General features: G+C 62.7%; 16 protein-coding genes. 2 read left to right on the forward strand and 14 right to left on the reverse strand.

Annotation, left to right across the window (positions count from 1 at the left end; genetic code table 11):
• Positions 1-173: 173 nt before the first annotated feature.
• From EPN80_RS13275 to rpmH, 14 genes are all read right to left on the reverse strand, one after another.
• Positions 174-821: a MarR family winged helix-turn-helix transcriptional regulator gene (locus EPN80_RS13275; RefSeq protein WP_293027916.1), complete on the reverse strand. Its 648-nt coding sequence runs from the start codon at positions 819-821 to the stop codon at positions 174-176.
• Positions 822-952: 131 nt separating this feature from the next.
• On the reverse strand, positions 953-2,500 hold the full coding sequence (locus EPN80_RS13280; protein WP_293027919.1) for a B12-binding domain-containing radical SAM protein: 1,548 nt from the start codon (positions 2,498-2,500) through the stop codon (positions 953-955).
• Between the two features lie 514 nt (positions 2,501-3,014).
• A complete protein-coding gene (locus EPN80_RS13285; RefSeq protein ID WP_293027921.1) occupies positions 3,015-4,130 on the reverse strand; it encodes a YbdK family carboxylate-amine ligase in 1,116 nt (371 codons plus the stop codon).
• Between the two features lie 2 nt (positions 4,131-4,132).
• Positions 4,133-5,335 (reverse strand): cation:proton antiporter, encoded by a 1,203-nt coding sequence (locus EPN80_RS13290; protein ID WP_293027924.1) that lies wholly within the window; start codon positions 5,333-5,335, stop codon positions 4,133-4,135.
• Between the two features lie 212 nt (positions 5,336-5,547).
• A complete protein-coding gene (mnmC, locus tag EPN80_RS13295) occupies positions 5,548-7,590 on the reverse strand; it encodes a bifunctional tRNA (5-methylaminomethyl-2-thiouridine)(34)-methyltransferase MnmD/FAD-dependent 5-carboxymethylaminomethyl-2-thiouridine(34) oxidoreductase MnmC (protein ID WP_293027927.1) in 2,043 nt (680 codons plus the stop codon).
• Between the two features lie 4 nt (positions 7,591-7,594).
• Complete coding sequence (locus EPN80_RS13300; RefSeq protein WP_293027930.1) at positions 7,595-8,518, reverse strand: DedA family protein/thiosulfate sulfurtransferase GlpE; 924 nt, start codon at positions 8,516-8,518, stop codon at positions 7,595-7,597.
• A gap of 118 nt (positions 8,519-8,636) precedes the next feature.
• Positions 8,637-10,208: a DHA2 family efflux MFS transporter permease subunit gene (locus EPN80_RS13305; RefSeq protein WP_293027933.1), complete on the reverse strand. Its 1,572-nt coding sequence runs from the start codon at positions 10,206-10,208 to the stop codon at positions 8,637-8,639.
• 200 nt (positions 10,209-10,408) lie between these two features.
• The gene (locus EPN80_RS13310) at positions 10,409-10,624 is read right to left on the reverse strand and encodes a hypothetical protein (RefSeq protein ID WP_047215553.1); all 216 of its coding nucleotides are present in this window, start codon (positions 10,622-10,624) and stop codon (positions 10,409-10,411) included.
• Positions 10,625-10,671: 47 nt separating this feature from the next.
• Positions 10,672-11,199, reverse strand: coding sequence for an RNA 2',3'-cyclic phosphodiesterase (gene thpR, locus EPN80_RS13315; protein WP_293027938.1), 528 nt, complete (start codon positions 11,197-11,199; stop codon positions 10,672-10,674).
• Positions 11,200-11,316: 117 nt separating this feature from the next.
• Complete coding sequence (mnmE, locus tag EPN80_RS13320; RefSeq protein ID WP_293028016.1) at positions 11,317-12,708, reverse strand: tRNA uridine-5-carboxymethylaminomethyl(34) synthesis GTPase MnmE; 1,392 nt, start codon at positions 12,706-12,708, stop codon at positions 11,317-11,319.
• A 108-nt stretch (positions 12,709-12,816) separates the two neighbouring features.
• Positions 12,817-14,487 carry a membrane protein insertase YidC gene (yidC, locus tag EPN80_RS13325; RefSeq protein ID WP_293027941.1) on the reverse strand — a complete coding sequence of 557 codons (1,671 nt, stop codon included), beginning with the start codon at positions 14,485-14,487 and terminating at the stop codon, positions 12,817-12,819.
• 24 nt (positions 14,488-14,511) lie between these two features.
• Entirely contained in the window at positions 14,512-14,811 is a 300-nt protein-coding gene (yidD, locus tag EPN80_RS13330) for a membrane protein insertion efficiency factor YidD (protein WP_047215549.1), read from the reverse strand.
• Between the two features lies 1 nt (position 14,812).
• Entirely contained in the window at positions 14,813-15,295 is a 483-nt protein-coding gene (gene rnpA, locus EPN80_RS13335; RefSeq protein WP_366929094.1) for a ribonuclease P protein component, read from the reverse strand.
• Positions 15,296-15,313: 18 nt separating this feature from the next.
• The gene (gene rpmH, locus EPN80_RS13340; protein ID WP_072628567.1) at positions 15,314-15,448 is read right to left on the reverse strand and encodes a 50S ribosomal protein L34; all 135 of its coding nucleotides are present in this window, start codon (positions 15,446-15,448) and stop codon (positions 15,314-15,316) included.
• 433 nt (positions 15,449-15,881) lie between these two features.
• Between rpmH and dnaA the strand changes: the two genes are divergently transcribed.
• Positions 15,882-17,354 carry a chromosomal replication initiator protein DnaA gene (gene dnaA, locus EPN80_RS13345; protein ID WP_293027951.1) on the forward strand — a complete coding sequence of 491 codons (1,473 nt, stop codon included), beginning with the start codon at positions 15,882-15,884 and terminating at the stop codon, positions 17,352-17,354.
• 215 nt (positions 17,355-17,569) lie between these two features.
• On the forward strand, positions 17,570-18,673 hold the full coding sequence (gene dnaN / locus EPN80_RS13350) for a DNA polymerase III subunit beta (protein WP_047215546.1): 1,104 nt from the start codon (positions 17,570-17,572) through the stop codon (positions 18,671-18,673).
• Positions 18,674-18,694: the final 21 nt, after the last annotated feature.

Here is an 18,694-nt window from a genome sequence, read left to right on the forward strand (position 1 = left end):
GGCTGAAAAGCCGCAGTGTACAGGAGCCTCATGTCGGCTTGTCGGCGCGCATCGGCCGGCGACGCCTGCACCGGACTGCCGGCTCATCCGTTTTGTCGAGGGGACAAAACAAAACAGCCGATGGATTGCATCGGCTGTCGGGAACAGGAGAATTTCTTCGGGTAAACGCTGCGTCATCCCTTGCTGAAAATGCGCCACGTCTTGCGTTGAGTCGCCGCGTCGGCGATCTCGTGCGCATTGCAATCCAGGCGCAGGTGCGCATCGTCCAGCGCGATATCGAAATAGCCGCAGTGATATGGCGCCGCGCCGCGCGCGTGGGCGGCCGGGTCGAAGTGAGCGCAACTCACGCACATGCGTTGCGCGGGGATGTCGCCGCGCACCTGCATGCCGTAAATCATCTTGACCAGGAGCCGGTACATCTGGCCTTGCTCCTTGTCGCTCAACCCGTCGCACGCGGACACCAGAAAGTCGGGCCACTGCGAGGCCTTGCGCGCCGCGGTCTTGCCGCGAGCGGTCAGTCTCAGCGCCAGGGCGCGGCCATCGTTGGCGTCGCGGCGCTTTTCCAGCAGACCCTTGTTCTCGAGTGTGCTGACCGCCTCGCTGACGGTGGCCGACGTGAGCGCCGCGTCGCGGGCGATGTCACCCAGGCGCATCGGCGCGTTGCGCATCAGCAGTAGCGTCAGAATTTCGCCTTGCGTCGGTGTTAACCCTGCAGCGGCCGCGCCTTCCCAGGCGTGACTGCGTAGGGCCGTGCCAAGCCGCAGCATACCGGCGGTAATGCGCTTGGAGAGTGTTTCCTGGGGCGATGTCTGGTTAGCCATGATTTTATGATTAGGATTTCTAATAACTATATGTCGTTAAACAAGCTTGTCAAAAATAAATTGCGAAAATGTGCTTTAAATCAAACAGCTGCGACTCGCAGGCTCGGGATAAACCCTTAGACCGTCATCGCTCATCGATATGCATGCCGTAATTGTCTTACTGGATTGGGGGTTCGGCGTATCGGTTCTTGTACTGATGTAATTTGCGATTTCTCCGTAACAAAGTGTAAGCGGCCGCGTGCTCCGCTGGCTTGATAATCGGAATGCAAACAATCGAGAATGCGTGCTTCGTCGGCCGCCATGTCGGGTCGCGCCTGCGTCGAAGGCGCCGTGAGCCACGCATGCAGCAGGCGAAACAGGCGTTCGAGTTCGAGCCTGTGCGTGACCCCAGTGGTCGCGTATAACCAGTCCGACAAGGCCATGAAATTGTGAAATGGCGCCGCGCCCAGCACTAACGGCAAGGTGTGGCGAAACCGCCCGGCGTTGGCCAGCAGATCCCAATAACGCGAAAAACGGGACAAACGCTGCATGGAGGAAAAGTCGACGGCCGCAGTGGCCAGCACGTTGTAGGGTGGCGCCGGGTTGTATCGCATGCCGAACGCCTCGGTGTGCCGGATAATCGGCGTACCGCGCAAGCGCTTGAGCACGCCGAGCTGAATTTCATCGGGCTGCCAGCCCAGCAACCGGTCGAAGCCTTCCCCGAAACTCTCGAGCGTCTCGCCCGGCAAGCCGGCGATCAGATCGACGTGCAAATGGGCCTGCGAATGCTGTTTGAGCCAGCGGATATTCGCCTCGGCCAACGCCAGGTCGGTCCGACGCGAAATGTGCTCCTGTATCTGCGGATTAAGCGTTTGCAGCCCGATCTCGAACTGCAGCGTGGCGGGCGGAAATTTGGCGATGGCGGCCTTGAGCGCATCGGGCAAATGATCGGGCACCACTTCGAAGTGCACGAATACCGGGTCCTGGGGCGCCTGGGCCAGCTTCTCCAGAAAAAAAGACAGGATTCGCAGGCTGTTCTTGACGTTGAGATTGAAGGTGCGATCGACGAACTTGAATTGCCGCGCGCCACGCGCATAAAGCGAGGCGATCTCGTCGAGAAATGCATCGAGCGGGAAGGCCCAGGCGGTCTTGTCCAGCGCACTCAGACAAAACTCGCATTTGAACGGGCACCCGCGCGACGCTTCGACATAAAGCACCCGGTGACGGATGTCCTCGTCGTCATAGTGGCGGTAAGGCATCGCCAGTTCGGCCAGCGGCGGCTGTTCGCCGACGTGCACCTTGGTCAGGATTCGCTTGCCGGCCAGAATATCGCGGCACAATCGCGCGAAGGTCACATCGCCCCAGCCGGTGATCACGTAATCGGCCCGGCGGCAGATTTCCTGCTCGTCGGTTTCGTGGCTGACCTCCGGTCCGCCAAGCACAATGACCGTTTGCGGTGAAATCGTTTTCAGTAAAGCGACCAGCCGCGCGGTCTCGGCCACGTTCCAGATGTAGACCCCCAGACCCACGATGCGTGGCCCGCTGGCCAGCAGTTTCTCGGCAATGACCTCCGTCTTCGCGCCGATCACGAATTCCTGAATGTGCGCTGCTGGCTGCAACTCACCGAGATTGGCGTACAGGCTGCGCAAGCCTAACGAAGCGTGCGCGTAGCGAGCATTCAAGGTGGCCAAAACAATCATCGTTGTCGGCGAGAAATTGGGGACAAAATGGTCCGGATTTTTTATGAGAGTGCGATTGTAGCCGTGTTTTCCTTATTTTTTATACGTTTTTGACAAAGTAAACACTTACACCGACATACAGTAATAATTGCCTCACTGCATGTGGATAACTTTTTGGATAACAGGCTCCTTTTGTTGTGAACGATTTCGGGATAACTGCCCATGTGCGGTTAGGCAAGCAAAAGTTGTCCCTTTTTGTCCGGATCAATCCGACGGGTTGTCCGAGCACTTTTTTGTTCTGCAGAAGATTGTTTTATTTGGGTTAATTTGCGTTATCCACAGAAACGACCCGGCGTTGTTAACTACTACTATGTTTACATACAGTAAACCTTATAAAACCTTAAATACCAGCTACCAGCGAGCGAAAACCTGTACAAGCACTCACCATCCGATGCCGACTTCCGGCATTCCAAGGCAGGCAAAAAAAACCCCGCAAATGCGGGGCCGTCCAGACAATTCAATAAGGAGAGTTCATTCAACTGCTCCACGCCACGCATTGCTGGCGTGTCATTTCATGCAGTGACTTCTCGCGCGCATTGACCTGGCGGAGCCACTGCGCGTCGTTCATGCCCGAGGCGACGATCTGACCGATCTGCTCACAGGCGACTTCGGCTTCGAGCTTGGCCGCATGAGGCCTGATGCGCTCCAGGGTTTGGTGGATATGTTGCCCCAAAGTGGTGCGCTCACCGCTCTGGGGATCGACATAGGCGCCTTGCAAGCCAAACCGGCAAGCCTCGAAACGGTTGAACGTATAAACCAGATAATCGTCTTCTTTCAGATTGAACGGCTGATCGGTGAGCAGATACCGGGCCAGGGATTGGATGTAGCAGGCGATGGCGGCCGCGCGGTCGACAGTCAAGGGGGTATCCATTACCCGGACCTCGATCGTCCCAAAGCCCGGTTTGGGGCGAATGTCCCAGTAGAAATCTTTCATGCTTTCGACCACCCCGGTGCGCACCATCTTGTCGAAATACTCTTCGAACTCGGTCCAGCGCAATACGAAGGGCGCGCGCCCGGAGAGCGGGAACGCGAACACCGAATTGAGCCGCGCCGAGTGAAAGCCGGTATCGACGCCCTGCACATAGGGTGACGAAGCCGACAGCGCGATGAAATGCGGAATAAAACGCGACATGGCGTGCAGCAAATAAAGCGCGCTGTCGGGGTCCGGACAGCCGATGTGCACGTGCTGGCCGAATACGGTGAACTGCTTGGCCAGGTAACCGTACAGTTCCGACAGAAAATGAAAGCGCGGCGAATCGTAGATCTGGCGCTCGTTCCAGCGCTGGAAAGCGTGCGTGCCGCCGCCGCACAGGCCAACGTTCAGTTGCCGGCCGGCGCCCACCAGTACGTCGCGGATCCGGTGCAGCTGTTCGACCGCGTCGCTGTGCCGGTGGCAGATATCGGTCGACAGCTCGATCATGCTCTCGGTGATCTCCGGCTTGATCTCGCCCGGGTACTGTTCTTTCTTGATCAGCCGCATCACGTCGGTGGCGGCTTTGGTCAGATCGTAGTCATGCCGGTTGACGATCTGCATTTCCAGCTCGACACCGAAGGTGAACGGCTCGGACGGGTTGAATTGCTCCAAAGACATGATCAATCCTTTCGTTCGCCAGTCAGGGCCAGGCCCCAATAGATCAGCAGCGGCCCCACCAGCTGCATCAGCGCAATGGCGCTGAACACGATGGCGCGCAGGTGCGGGTCGAATTGCGGATAGATATCGTAGGTATCGGTGACCAGCACCAGCGCCAGGCTGGCCATTGGCGTGAGGGACACGCCCAGCGCCACCGCCTGCTTGAGATCGATGCCGGACGGCCGGGAAAACAGCACCACGCAGACCAGCTTGGCCAGCGCCCGCACGCACACCAGGGCGAGCGCGGCCACGCCGCCGAGCACCAGGTCGTGCCACTGGAACGCCATCGAGGTCACCACGAACAGGATGACCGTCAGCAGCCAGCCGGCGGTGCCGAAGTGAGCCGGCCATAGCTGCGGCCGTTCATTGAGATTCTTGAACAGGATGCCTGCCAGCAGCAAGGTGAGCGAATTCGGCAGGCGCAGCATATGCACCAGCGCCACGGCAAGCATGATCAGCCCAATGAGCATCACGAACGCGTGCTCGTCCTGCCCACCGAGCTTGCGGAACAGCAGATTGCAGCCTCTTGCCAGCAAATAAGCCAGCACGCAGGAACCGGCCAGCAAGTACAGGGGGTGCAGCAGCGTGATCAGCAGGCTGCTGTGATAGGCCTGGTGCATCCAGCCATAGACGAGCTTGACGACCACCACCGCGTAAATGCTGTTGAGCGCGGTCAGCGCCAGCAGCCGTTCGGTGACTTGCCCTTCCGAGCGCAACTCGTTCTTGAGCTGAATGATCACCGCCGGCGCAGTCGACATGGCGATGGCCGAAATCAGCATCGCCGTGAGCGGCGCGACGTTCAGGGCGCGCAGCAGGGCAAACGAGGCCAGCAGGGTCAGCAACGCCTCGCAGGCGCTGGTGACGATCAGCCACGGGTTGGCGCGCATCCATCGCAGGTTCAGGCGGCTGCCCAGCTCGAACAGCAGCAGGCCCAGCGCCAGATCGATCAGCAGGCGGAAATCCGCCACCGTCTGGACATTGAAAACAGAAAATCCAATCGCGCCGCCTACCATGCCGACCACGGCGTAACCGGTGATGCGCGGCAGGCGCATGAGCCGGTAACACACTTCGCCGGACAGGCCTGCCACGATCAGCAGCAAACCAGTCCAAAACACAGGATCGGGCGTCGGCGGCCAGCCCGGGAAAAGGGACAATTCCGACGTCATATTGCCTCGTTTGCGCCCAATGCAGGCGCATCAAAGTATTGAAGGGATGAAAAAGCCGCGCGAGGAGAAATGTAAATGACAGGAAATGCGCGACGAACCAATCGGTTTGCCAACTATTCTGCCACAATTGATTCGGGCTCAAACAAAATGCCCGAAATGGCCCGGCGCGGCGGCGCTACTTGCCGGTGCGCCGGGCGCATATCGGAAAAGCCCTAAACGACCTTCCGGCCCCGCCGCAGCGCGCCCAGCAGCGCCCGCGCCGGATCGATTGCATCGGCCAGGGCGGCCTCGACCGGCCACGGATTACCCTCGAGCTGACTGGTGACCAGCGCGGCGCACAGGCTGGCCCATACGAGCCCCCGGGAGCCCAGCGCGAACACGCCGAACAGGCCCGGCAGTCGCGGTAGATCCGCGAGATGAGCGCCCGTGTAGGCGCCATCGTTTGCCAATATGCCAGCCTGTATGGCGGCAATATCGGGGATTGCCCCGGCTACCGGCAGGCGATCAGTCGTCGTGCAGCGAAATGCGACGCGCCCATCCAGATGCGAGCCCGCGTCGCCGGTGTGTGCCGGGTGGCGCAAACGCTCGCGCCCGGCCCAGTCCGGCAGCAGGGCCGCCAGCCGGTCGAGGTTGCGTTGATGGTCGGCAACGCGCACGGTGTCGTCATGGTCGTCGAAATCGTAAGTCGCGCCGGTCAGCGCGCATCCGTCCATGGCCGCGGGCGGGGCGACGTAGCCGTCGCCGCACACCACGGCGCGCAAAGCGGCGAGTTCGCCCGGCGGCAGCCCGGTCAATTGGCCACGCACCGACTTGAGCGGCAAATCACCGCGTGCCAGATACGGCTGCAGCAATTGCCCGGCCTGGCCGGCATTGGCGAGGATGGCTACCGGTGCCTGTGCCAGCGTGGTGCCCTCCGCATCGAGCGCATGCCAGGCGGTATCGCACCGCTCGAGCCGGGTGACGGCCGCCCCGGTCACCAGGGTTGCCGCATCGCCGGCGGCCATCAACTGCGCCCGGCACAGACTGGCCGGATCGATCCAGCCGCCCTGGCCAAACCATAGCCCGCCCTGGGCGACCGGCATGCCAGCCAGGCGCGCCGCCTCTTGCCGGTCGACCGCGCGCACATAGGCGGGCGGATAGCCAAGCGCGTCGAGCAGGCCCGGCAGCGCGTGGCTCGCCGCGTCGTCGTCGGCCAATTGCAGCAAGCCGGTGCGGGACCAGCGCAACGGGTAGTGTTTCTCCAGGGCTTGCCAATGCGCCAGCGCATGCAGATAGCCGGCGCGGGTCAGACGCGCCAGAACGTTGTCGTCGCGCGAGAGTTGCGGGTGAAATACGCCCGCCGGATTGCCCGAGGCTTCCCGTGCCGGAGCGTCGCGGCGTTCGAGCAGCGTGACGCGCCAGCCGTTGGCCGTCAGATTGCAGGCCAGTGCGCAGCCAGCCAGCCCGGCGCCGATCACCAGCGCGTGCCGTTCGGGCCATGCCGCGACAGCCGGCGGCTCGTGCCGGCGCACTCGCCAGCGCGGCGCAAAGCGGCCAGCCAGCATATCCCGCTTGCGCCCGTAACCCGGGCGCTTGCCGACTTCGAAGCCGGCATCGAGCAGCCCGCGCCGAACCAGGCCGGCAGCCGTATAGGTGGCTACCGTGGCGTCGGTGCGTGCCATGCGCGCAAGCGCCTTGAATACGGGCGGCGACCACATCGCCGGGTTCTTCGCCGGCGAGAAGCCGTCCAGATAAAAAGCATCGGCGCCGACACGCAGTTTCGGCAGCCACTCGAGCAGATCGCCGAACGCAACGGTGAGCGACAGCCCGTCGCCGAGCGACAGGCGATGCAGGCCAGGCAAGGGCAGCGGCCAGGCGGTGCACAGCGCATCGATCAACGGCGCGAGTGGCGCCCATTCCGGATGAAGCGAGAGGTGTTGGTAGGCACGCCGCAAATCGTCCGGCGTAAACGGGTGTTTTTCGACCGAGACGAAATGCAGTTGTGGCGCCGCGGCCAGTGCGGGCAGGGCGGCGACATGGGCGCGCCAGGCCGCCCACGTCGCCAGGAAATTCAGGCCGAGCCCAAAGCCGGTCTCGACGATCGTGAAGCGGGTGCGCTCCTGCCAGCGGGCCGGCAGATCGTTGCCGCCGAGAAAGACATGCGCGGCCTGTCCAAGACCGCCGTCGGTACTGTGATAGACGTCGTCGAACAGCGGTGAATACGGAAAGCCTTCGGCGGTAAAGGCCAGCGTTGCCGGCACGATCGGAGCGGTCATGAGCTCACGCTACCGCCTGCAGCGAAAAGCCCGCGGCGCGCCAGGCGTCCAGGCCGCCCAGCAATGGATGGACGTCGGCAAAGCCATGTTTGGCCAGCTCGCGCGCGACAATTGCCGCCGAGACTTCGTTGGGGCAATTGCAGAACAGGATGATCTTGCTGTCGCGCGGCAAGGTGTCGAGCTGGCCGGCCAGGCGCTCGGGCGTGATGGTCAGGGCGCCGGGAATCGTGAACGGATCGAGCTGGCGCCGCGTCGGCATGCGCACGTCGATGATGACCGGCTCGATGCCTTCTTCCATCATTGCGTAGAGGTCGTCGACGCTGATACGCGCCATGCGCAGCGAGCGCAGCAGCCGATGGCGCTGGAGCCAGCGGTTGCCCAGATAGAGCACGAAGACGATCGCCAGCAGTCCCAGCGCGCCTTGCCCGAGCGAATTCAGGGCGACCACCAGCGGTCCGATCTCGCGCGCGAAACCCCGGCCGAGCAGCACCGCAACCCCCGACCACAGAATCGCGCCGATCGTGTCGAGCAGATAAAAGGTTCGCCAGCGCACGCCGAGCGCGGCGGCCATCGGCAGAGCCAGCGTCGACAGGCCGGGAATGAACTTGGCGAACATCAGGATCTTGATGCCCCAGCGTTCGATGAACCCCTCGGTGCGGCGCACGCAGGTATCCTGCGACAGCGAGAGCCGGCACAGGAACCGCAGGATATGGTGCCCGTAGCGCCGGCCCGCGGCAAACCACACAGTGTCGCCGATGAGCGCGGCGAGCACCGCCACGGCCACGATCAGCGCCGGGCCAAAAGTAGTGCCGTCAGCGGCCGTGACCAGCAGCGTCGGATATGCCGGTACCGGCAAACCCAGGGTTTGCAGGAGGATATTGACGAACACCAGGATCAGCCCATACCTGGCAATCAGACTGACTAACATGCCCGCTCGCTTTTTTCTCGATGAATGGCGAACATGATAGCAAGGGCAGCGTCGCCGATCGACCGCACCGGCGCAACGCAATGTTGCACAATCGGCCGGAATGATCCGGCTCGCGGCCTCAGTGGCCCATCGCCGGCTTGGCGCCCTTTTTGGGCTTGGTCACCCACACCAGCATCGCCAGCAGCACGAACACATAGCCGGAGATATGGAAGATATCGTTGGTGGCAAGCATGTACGCGTGCTGCGTGACGAGCTGGTTGAGCAGGCCGATATCCTGCCCGCCGGCCAATCCCAGGCGATGCTGCAAGGTATCGAGAAAAGCGTTGGTTTGCTGCGAATAGACGTTGATCGACTCGATCAGCCGCGCATGGTGATAGATCGCGCGATCGTCCCATAGCGTGGTACTCACGGCGGTGCCGATCGCACCCGACAGCACCCGGAAAAAGTTGGACAGGCCGGCCGCGGCGGCTAGGTGATTGTCGTCGATGCTCGACAGCGTGATGGTCGTCATCGGTACGAAGAAGCAGGCAATGCCGATGCCTTGCACCAGGCGCGGCATGATGACCTGGTCGAATGTCATGTTCAGCGCGAAGCCGGAGTTCCAGAACGAGACCACCGCAAAAACCACAAAAGCGAACGAAGCGACCGCGCGCAACTCGAGCCGTTCCATATTCTTGCCGACGATGGGCGCCAGAATCAGGGCAAGCAGACCCACCGGCGCGGTGGCCAGCCCAGCCTGGCCGGCCGTGTATTCCATTACCGTCTGCAGCCAGAGCGGGAAGATCACCACCGACGCGAAGAACGTCATGTAGCCGAACGACGTGACGATCACACCGAGCGCGAAATTGCGGTCCTTGAACAGCGTCAGGTCGACGACCGGCTTATCCGAGGTGAGCTCCCAGATCAGCAGTACCGACAGGCAGATCACCGAGGTCACGGCGAGCACGACGATGAAAGTGGAATTGAACCAGTCGTGATCCTTGCCGTTGTCGAGCATCATTTGCAGCGCGCCGACGCCGACGGCCAACAGCGCCATGCCGATCAGATCGATCGGCAGCCGCTCGGTTTTCGTCTCCTGGCCGCGCAGCAGCACCAGGCAGGTGCCGAACGAAAAAATGCCGACCGGCACATTGATATAGAAGATCCACGGCCAGGTGTAATTATCGGTGATCCAGCCACCGACCACCGGCCCGAAAATCGGTGCGACGATCACCGTCATCGCCCACAGCCCCAGCGCCAGGCCGCGCTTGTCCTCGGGAAAACTGCGCAGCAAAATGGTTTGCGACAGCGGCACCATCGGCCCCGACACCAGGCCCTGCAACAGGCGAAACGCCACCAGGGTCTGCATGTTCGGCGCCAGGCCGCACAGCATCGAGGCCATGGTGAACAGGGCCACCGCCGATACGAACAGTTTGACCTCGCCCACCCGGCGCGCCAGCCAGCCGGTCAGCGGCACGGCAATGGCGGCGGCCACGGCATACGAACTGATGACCCAGGTCCCCTCGCTGTTCGACACGCCCAGGCTGCCGGCGATGGTCGGCACGGCGACGTTGGCGATCGACGTGTCGAGTACCTCCATGAAGGTGCCCAGTGCCAGGCCGACGGTCAGCAACGCCAGCGCGCCACCTTGCAGGCGGGCGGGCGAGGCGGCCGACGACGATCCGGCGGCGGGCATGGCTACATCGGACATGGGCGATGGAACTCCAACGACGGGCCCGTCACCGGGCACAAATTATCCAGGCCGACATTGTGGCCCGATGACGCTCGCCCGGGTTGGAATCAAACCACTAATAATTTTTTGCAGGCGGGCGGCGCGATACGCCGCGCCGAGCCCGTTGTTGACGGAAAAAGGAAGGACCGGATGGACGTAACGACCGTTTCGTTACGCACTTACTGCAGCGTCAGGCTGGCGCCGGCCGGCAGAATGTCGCCGGTATCTTCGAGATCCTCGAGAAAAAAAGGTTCGGTGTTCAGTTCGCGCGAAGCGCCCGGCTGGCCGGCATACCAGCGCACCATCGCCATGTTGCCGAGGATGCGTGTGACGATGCCGACCGCGCCCTGCGGCACGGCGATATGACTGGATTTGACGATGGAGCCTACTTGCATGGCGCCTTCTCCCTTAAAACTGCGATGCTTCAAATATAGCGCAAACCTCAACTCGTCACGGGCGTGACCGGCAGGGTGTCGGGCAACAATCGGTAGATCGGTCCGCGCGGCGTGATGATCGAATGCACCAGGACATAATCCGAGCAAGGCCAGGCAAACGTGCGCCGCACCAGCTCGGTCGGTGCGCGCCGGGCGTGCCGCAGCAGCGTCACGTGCGGATGAAAACCCGCGCCGCTGACGCGGTGGCCATGCGCGCGCAATTGATGCAGCAGGCGCGAGCGCGTCGCGCGCAACTCCTCCGGCACCGTGCGCGCGCCGCTCCAGACGATTCGATTGCTCGGCCAATAACCAAGCAGATCGAGCGACAGCGAGCAGGGCGGCAGCGGCGTATTGCGCTGGATTTCACGCAGCGCCGGCAGTGCGGCGGGGTTGACCTCGCCCAGAAAAATCAACGTCAGATGCAACGTTTCGGCACGCATCACGCGCCCACCGCACTCGATTTGCGCCTCGCGCGCGAGATTGTGCAGCGCGGCGCGCAAGTCGTCGTTCGGCCACAGGGCGAAAAAGAGTCGCATCGGAGGGCTCCTTTTTTATTGCCATCTTACCGCCGCCCGACGGATTCGTCGCCCTTGGCGGTGCTGCCGATGCCAAAACGGTATGGCGCCTTGCGCGCCGCGCTGCAAAAAAGAGCGTTATTTGCCGATACAAAACCGGCTGAAAATCACGCCCAGCAAATCATCCGAAGTGAATTCGCCGGTGATGCCGTTGAGTTGCTCCTGCGCCAGGCGTAATTCTTCGGCGAACAAATCGAGCGCCTGGGCATTCTGCGCGGCGTGCGCCGCGGCGAGGGCCAGGTGTTCGCGCGCCTGGCGCAGCGCGGTGAGGTGGCGCTCGCGGGCGAGGAAGACGCTTTCGCGGCCGGCTTGCCAGCCGGCGATTTTCAGCAGCTCGGCGCGCAGCAGGTCGATGCCCTGTCCGGCCTTGGCCGACAGGCGCAGCGTGAGGGGCGCGCTAGCGTCGGCCCCCGCGACGCCGGGCGCTTGCCCGGTGAGATCGGTTTTGTTGAGCACCCGCACGACCGGAATGCCGGCCGGAAAGCGCGCGGCGATCTCGGTGTCGGCCGGCGTCATGCCGTCGCGTGCGTCGAGCAGATGCAGAATCACGTCGGCCTTTTCGATTTCGTGCCAGCTGCGTGCCACGCCGATCTGCTCGACCTCGTCCTGCGTCTCGCGCAGGCCGGCCGTGTCGATGATGTGCAGCGGGATGCCCTCGATCTGAATGGTCTGCTGCACCTTGTCGCGCGTGGTGCCGGCGATCGGCGTGACGATGGCCAGTTCCGCGCCGGCCAGCGCATTGAGCAGCGACGACTTGCCGACGTTCGGCTGACCGGCCAGCACCACGTTCAGGCCTTCGCGCAACAGGGCGCCCTGCCGCGCATCGGCGAGCACCTGCGCGAGCTTTTCCTGAATGCGCGCAAGTTGGCCCAGCGCGTCGGCGCGCTGGAGAAAGTCGATTTCCTCTTCCGGAAAATCCAGCGTGGCCTCGACCAGCATGCGCAGTTGAATCAGCGCGTCGACCAGCGCATGGATCTCGCGCGAAAAGATGCCGTCCAGCGAGCGGCTCGCCGAGCGCGCCGCTGCCTCGGTGCTGGCCTCGATCAGGTCGGCCACGGCTTCGGCCTGCGCCAGATCGAGCTTGTCGTTCAGAAAGGCTCGCCGGGTGAATTCGCCCGGCTCGGCCAGCCGCACGCCAAACCCGGCGCCGGCGTCGAGGCAGCGCTGCAGCAGCAGTTGCATCACCACCGGCCCGCCGTGCCCCTGGAATTCGAGCACGTCCTCGCCGGTATACGAACTCGGCCCCGGAAAATACAGCGCGATGCCCTGATCGAGCGGCGTGCCCTGCGCGTCGAGAAACGGCAGAAAGCTCGCATGACGCGGGCTCAGCAGGCGGCCGCACAGCGCATGCATGAGCGCTTCGGCCCCGGCGCTGCCGGCGCGCCCGAGCGAGACCCGCACGACGCCAATGCCGCCGCGGCCCGGGGCAGTGGCAATGGCGGCAATCGGCGGTTCGTTGAAGGGAGCCATCAGGTGGTGCAAATCGATATCGTGAAAGTCATTGTGACACAGCGCGCCAATGGAAAACGCCCGCGACTTGCATCGCGGGCGCTCGGTCGGCTCAGGCGCAAACCGGCCTCAGGTCGCCTTCTTCGTCTTGTGTTGCCCCAGCATCCGGTTGATCGACCATTGCTGCGCGATCGACAGAATGTTGTTGACCACGTAATACAGCACCAGGCCCGACGGCAGGAACAGGAACATGAACGAGAACACCAGCGGCATGAACATCATCATCTTGGCCTGCACCGGATCGGGCGGCGTCGGATTCAGGCGCGTCTGAATGAACATCGAGACGGCCATCAGCACCGGCAGGATGTAATACGGGTCTTGCGCCGACAGATCGTGAATCCAGCCGAGCCAAGGCGCGCCGCGCATTTCCACGCTCGAGAGCAGCACCCAGTAAAGCGCGATGAACACCGGAATCTGAATCACGATGGGGATGCATCCGCCGAACGGATTGACCTTCTCGGTCTTGTACAGCTCCATGAGCGCCGCATTCATCTTCTGCGGATCGCCCTTGTGGCGCTCGCGAAGCGCCTGCATGCGCGGCGTGATGACCTTCATGCGCGCCATCGACTTGTAGCTGGCGGCCGACAGCGGGAAGAACACCAGCTTCAGGATGACCGTCACCGCGATGATCGCCCAGCCCCAATTGCCGAGCAGCGCATGCAGCTTCGACAGCAGCCAGAACAGCGGCTTGGCGAGAATCGTGAACCAGCCGTAGTCCTTGAGCAGGTCCAGGCCCGGCGCGATCTGCGCGAGCATGTGCTCCTCCTGCGGGCCGGCGAACAGGCGCGCATCGACCGTTTCGGTCGCGCCCGGCGCCACCGTGCCCAGCGGCTCCTTCATGCCGACGCGATACAGATCGGGGCCCAGCTTGCCCATATAGTAGTCGCGCGACGCGCCCTGCTTGGGCACCCAGGCCGAGGCAAAATACAGCTGCACCATCGCGATCCAGCCGTTGTCGGCGCTCTTCGCGTAGCTGGCCTTGCCCTCGGTGATGTCCTTGAACGACACTTTCTGGAATTTGTCGGCGTTGGTGTAGATCGCCGGTCCGGTGAACGTGCTGTGCGAGAATTTCGGGCCGGCGATCTGCGAGCCGTCGCGCACCAGCTCCATGTACAGCACCGGGCTGACCGGTTTCGTGCCGGTATTGACGACCTGGTTCTGCACGTCGATCACATAGCTGCCGCGCTTGAACGTATACGTGCGCACCAGCTTGACGCCATCCTTGACGGGCGAATCGAGCCGCACGCTCAGCGTGTCGCCGGTCATCGTCAGCGGACCGGGCTCCACCGTGAAAATATCGTTGTGATTCGGGAAATCGCCACCGATCAGGCCGGTGCGCGCCAGATACGTATGCGTGGCGGACTGGTCGAACAGCACCACGTGCTTGCCGGGCTCGGTCGGATCCGACCACTTGCGCAGCGCCAGGTATGTCAGCGTGCCGCCCTCGGTATTGATGTTCAGGTCGTACAGATCGGTCTGAACCTTGAGATTCTGACCTTGCGTCGCGGCCGTGGTGGCCGGGGCATTGCCCGGTGCGGCAGCCGTCGTGGCGCCGGCTTGCGGCAATGCGTTGGCGCCGTTCGCCCCGGAAGCGCCGCCCGGCGCGGCCGGGGTCGACGCGGTGTCCTGCATGGTCGGGAAGAAAATCGACGGGTGCCCGTGAAAGCGCTGCCAGTTGTCGAACAACATGACCAGCGATAACGCGAAAATGACCCAGAGTACGGTGCGTTTGATGTCCATGGAGCGATCTCTTGTTGGACGTAATCAGAAAAAGCGGTGGGGAAGACGGTGCGAGCCGTGCTTCGGATCCGACGTCGTGCTGCTGCGCGGCGCGGCGTTTTTCGCTTGACGAGGGGGCGGAACAGGGTCGCATCCGCCCGGGTGAAACGGATGACAGCGGCACAGACGGCACGCCGCGAGATAGGTTCCCCGTGCCGGGCCGTGCGTCTCGATCGCTTCGCGCGCGTAATCCGAGCAGCTCGGATAAAAGCGGCACCGGTCACCCAGCCAGGGGCTGATGGCCAGCTTGTAGAATCGCAAAAGCAACAGCAATAGGGTTCGCATATCAATCCGGCCGTGTCGGGGGAGTGCTGGATTTGCTCGGAGGGCCGCCAGCCTCGGCTGGGGCGGTGCCGCGCGCCGCGCGGGCTGCGGCGGCCTCGAAAAGCGACGCCAATTCAGCCCGGCAGGCCGTCTTGAGCGCGGCCGACGAGGCGGCGCGAAATTCCGTAGGCTCAAAACGGCGTTGCAAGCGTAGCACAAGATCCCAGCCGGCCAAACCGGATTGACGCAGCCGAAACAGGTCTCGCGCCGCGCGCTTGATCAGATTGCGGGTCACCGCATGCGGCGCATGGCGCCGGCCGACCACGACCCCCAGACGAGCGCGGTCGCCGTCGGGCCCCGGCGCTTCGCGCTGACGCATGTACAGCACGAAGTGCAAGCTCCGCCGCCAGGGCCGCAAACTAAAAACGGATGAAAATTCATCCGTTTTCAGAAGCCGCGCAGCTTTCGGAAAGCCGGCGGAGGTTTTCAAGCGCTCCGCGCACAAATCAACACGGAATCAGGCTTAAACAGCCAGGCGCTTACGGCCTTTGGCGCGACGCGCGCTGATGACCTTGCGCCCGCCACGGGTTTTCATGCGGACCAGGAAACCGTGGGTACGCTTGCGACGCGTGACGGAAGGCTGATAAGTACGTTTCATGATGACTCACTAATTAAAAAGGCCCAGCGCCGTGGCAAAGGCCATCGAAGGCGGCGTGCGCCGCCGGCCAGGGCCGGATGGGTATCCGTTATATTTTTGCAGAACCAGCTATTTAAGCTTTTTTTCCATTATGTGTCAAGAGCTTAGCGCAGAGCCCGTGCCGGGGCGGGTGCACGGAAATTGGATTTAGACCTGTGGATAACGTCCCCGCGCGGGGTCTTTGGCGTTAAAATCGACACCATCACGTTTGACCGAGTTATTCGGCTGCGCGGCTTTTGCGCGGCGGACGGCCTTTTTGCGCGCGCGGCACCACGGGTGTTTCGCGGCGCGCCATGCCGTCGGCCGTCATGGGCTGGCCTGGCGTCGTGCCGCGGCGGCGGCACAGATTGGGCGCCTGAGGCAAAAGCACGCGCAACCCTCCTATAAGTAATAAATGAACGAATTCTGGCAACACTGCGCGACGCGTCTGGAAAAAGAACTGACGCCGCAGCAATATCGGACCTGGATCAAGCCGCTGGCGCCGCTCGAGTTCGACGAGCAGGCGCGCACGCTGCGTATTGCCGCGCCGAATCGTTTCAAGCTGGATTGGGTCAAGAATCAATTCTCCGGCCGCATCCAGGACATGGCCGCGGCCTTCTGGCAGGAGCCGGTCGAAGTGCAGTTCGTGCTCGACCCCAAGGCCGGGCAGCGGGGTGCGCCGGCCGGCCGGCCCAGCGCGCCGGCGGCCGCACCCATGAGCCCGTCGGCCATCGACGCCGCCGGACTCGCCGGCGAGTTGCCCGAGGTGGGCGCCAGCGAAGCCGAAATGGCGCGCCGCGCCTGGCGTGTAACGCCCCAGGAACCGCGTTCGTCGGAAAATCGTACCGAAATCGACGCGATCTACGAGCGTTCCAAGCTCAATTCCGCGCTGACCTTCGACAACTTCGTCACCGGCAAATCGAACCAGCTCGCGCGCGCCGCGGCGATTCAGGTCGCCAACAATCCGGGCACCTCGTACAACCCGCTGTTCCTCTACGGCGGCGTGGGGCTGGGCAAGACCCACGTGATCCACGCCATCGGCAATCAGTTGCTGCAGGAAAAGCAGAACCCGCGCATTCGCTACATCCACGCCGAGCAATACGTCTCCGACGTCGTCAAGGCGTATCAGCGCAAGGCGTTCGACGAATTCAAGCGCTACTACCACTCGCTCGACCTGCTGCTGATCGACGACATCCAGTTCTTCTCGGGCAAGAACCGCACCCAGGAAGAATTCTTCTACGCGTTCGAGGCGCTGATCGCCAACCGCGCGCAGGTGATCATCACCAGCGACACCTATCCGAAGGAAATCACCGGTATCGACGACCGCCTGATCTCCCGCTTCGACTCCGGCCTGACCGTGGCCATCGAGCCGCCCGAGCTCGAAATGCGCGTGGCCATCCTGATCAAGAAGGCACAGGCCGAGGGCGTCGCGCTCTCGGAAGACGTCGCCTTCTTCGTCGGCAAGCACCTGCGCTCGAACGTGCGCGAACTCGAAGGCGCGTTGCGCAAGATCCTGGCCTATTCGAAATTCCACGGCCGCGAGATCACCATCGAGCTCACCAAGGAGGCACTCAAAGACCTCCTGACCGTGCAAAACCGGCAGATCTCGGTCGAAAACATCCAGAAAACCGTGGCCGACTTCTACAACATCAAAGTCGCCGACATGTACTCAAAAAAGCGGCCGGCCAACATCGCCCGGCCGCGCCAGATCGCCATGTATCTGGCCAAGGAACTGACGCAAAAGAGCCTGCCGGAGATCGGCGAGCTGTTCGGCGGGCGGGACCACACCACCGTCCTGCACGCGGTGCGCAAAATGGCCGAAGCGCGCGGCAAGGACGCGCAGCTCAACCACGAATTGCACGTATTGGAGCAGACCTTGAAGGGATGATCGGAGGCGGCGGCCAGGCCTGGGGATAAGCAGGGGAGCTTTTGTGAATAAACGGCCTTTTGGGGCACAATACGGGTTGCGTCCACAAACTCCCCACACGCTGTGCGGCCCCTTGTCCGACCAGTTATCCGATTGGCAATTATTTGAAGCGAAAGGGAAAATAGCGGTTTTCCAACGCTTTTGCAGGACACTATTACTTATTACGAAGGATATATATGCAATTGGTCAAAACCCAAAGGGATAACCTGCTGCGGCCACTGCAAACCGTGAGCGGCATCGTCGAACGCCGCCACACCCTGCCGATCCTGGCGAATCTTCTGATTCGCAAGACCGGCCAAGACATATCCTTCCTCTCGACCGACCTCGAATTGCAGATCACCACCCGCGCCGACTGCGGCGCCGGGGCCAGCGACGTCGCCACCACCGTGGCCGCGCGCAAGCTGCTCGACATTCTGCGCAACGTGCCCGACAGCGAAGTCTCGCTGTCGCTGTCCGACAAGCGCCTGACCGTGCAGGCCGGCAAAAGCCGCTTCGCCCTGCAGACGCTCGCCGCCGAAGACTTCCCGACGGTGACCGAGGCCAAGGACTACGGCGCGAGCTTCGAACTGCCGCAAAAGACCTTCCGCCAGCTGCTGGCGATGGTGCATTTCGCGATGGCCCAGCAAGACATCCGCTACTACCTCAACGGCATGCTGCTGGTGGTCGACGGCAAGCAGATCATCGCCGTGGCCACCGACGGCCACCGCCTGGCCTACTGCAGCACCGCCTCCGACCAGGAACTCGCGCGCCAGGAAGTCATCATCCCGCGCAAGACCATCCTCGAGCTGCAACGCCTGCTCGAAGACATCGACGACCCGGTCAAGATCGACGTCGCGCCCAGCCAGGTCAAATTCACCTTCGGCCAGGTCGAGCTCGTCTCCAAGCTGGTCGAGGGAAAATTCCCCGACTTCACGCGCGTGATTCCCAAGGGCTACAAAAACAGCTTCGTGATCGGCCGTGAAGAACTGCAGCGCGCGCTGCAGCGCGCGGCGATCGTCACCTCCGACAAATTCAAGGGCGTGCGCTGCATGCTCGAGGCCAACCTGCTCAAGATCACCGCCAACAACGCCGAACAGGAAGAAGCGCAGGAAGAACTCGAAATCGACTACGGCGGCGATGCTCTCGACATCGGCTTCAACGTCACCTACCTGCTCGACGTCCTGTCCAACCTGAAAGTCGAAAACATCCAGATCAGCTTCGGCGACGCCAACTCCAGCGCGCTGATCACCCTGCCCGACAACAACGACTTCAAATACGTCGTCATGCCGATGCGCATCTGAGCGCGCGCAGCACGCACGACC

The sequence above is a fragment of the Pandoraea sp. genome (assembly GCF_004297875.1).
In the GTDB taxonomy this organism is placed as follows: domain Bacteria; phylum Pseudomonadota; class Gammaproteobacteria; order Burkholderiales; family Burkholderiaceae; genus Pandoraea.